This window comes from Acinetobacter sp. V2 (assembly GCF_001188385.1).
Classification (GTDB): Bacteria; Pseudomonadota; Gammaproteobacteria; order Pseudomonadales; family Moraxellaceae; genus Acinetobacter; species Acinetobacter oleivorans.
In genome coordinates, this window is sequence record NZ_JZFB01000001.1 from 1,143,215 (window position 1) to 1,143,984 (window position 770).

At 40.5% G+C, this 770-nt stretch carries 1 protein-coding gene; it reads left to right on the plus strand.

Annotated features, from left to right (window positions below):
• Nucleotides 1–770, plus strand: a 770-nt coding sequence (locus UC75_RS20270; protein WP_228137100.1) for an FMN-binding glutamate synthase family protein, incomplete at both ends; no start/stop codon positions are given.

A 770-nucleotide genomic window follows, 5' to 3' on the forward strand; every position in this document is an offset into this window, starting at 1 on the left:
TGCCGTACTTTAGATGGGAAATTTGACGAGCAAAAGTTTGCCAAGCAATCTCAATTACCACAGATCAAGATGATTGAGCTGAAGCTTTCCCAAGGCGCAAAACCAGGCCATGGTGGTATTTTACCTAAACATAAAATTACCGCAGAAATTGCACAAATCCGTGGGGTTTCTCGCGATCATGACTGTATTTCTCCGGCAAAGCATTCTAGTTTTTCTACCCCTATTGAAATGATGCATTTCTTACAGAAATTGCGCACATTATCAGGTGGCAAACCAGTTGGTTTTAAACTATGTATTGGTCAACCTTGGCAATTCATGAGTATTGTTAAAGCAATGCTAGAAACAAAAATTGTTCCTGACTTTATAGTCGTTGATGGGTCTGAAGGTGGTACAGGTGCAGCACCGATTGAGTTTAGCGACAATATTGGTACTCCATTACGTGAAGGCTTACGTTTTGTTCATAACACCCTTGTGGGTGCAGGACTAAGAGATCAAGTTAAGATTGGTGCAAGTGGTAAAATCATTAGTGCCTTCGATATTGCCAGTACTTTTGCGTTAGGTGCAGATTGGGTTAATTCAGCACGTGGTTTCATGTTTGCTGTTGGATGTATTCAGGCACAAAGCTGTCACACTAACCAGTGTCCTGTAGGTGTTGCAACCCAAGATAAAGACCGTCAAAAAGCAATTGATGTACCAACTAAATCAGAACGAGTATTTAATTTTCATAAAAATACATTGCATGCATTATCAGAAATGATTGCTGCGGCTGG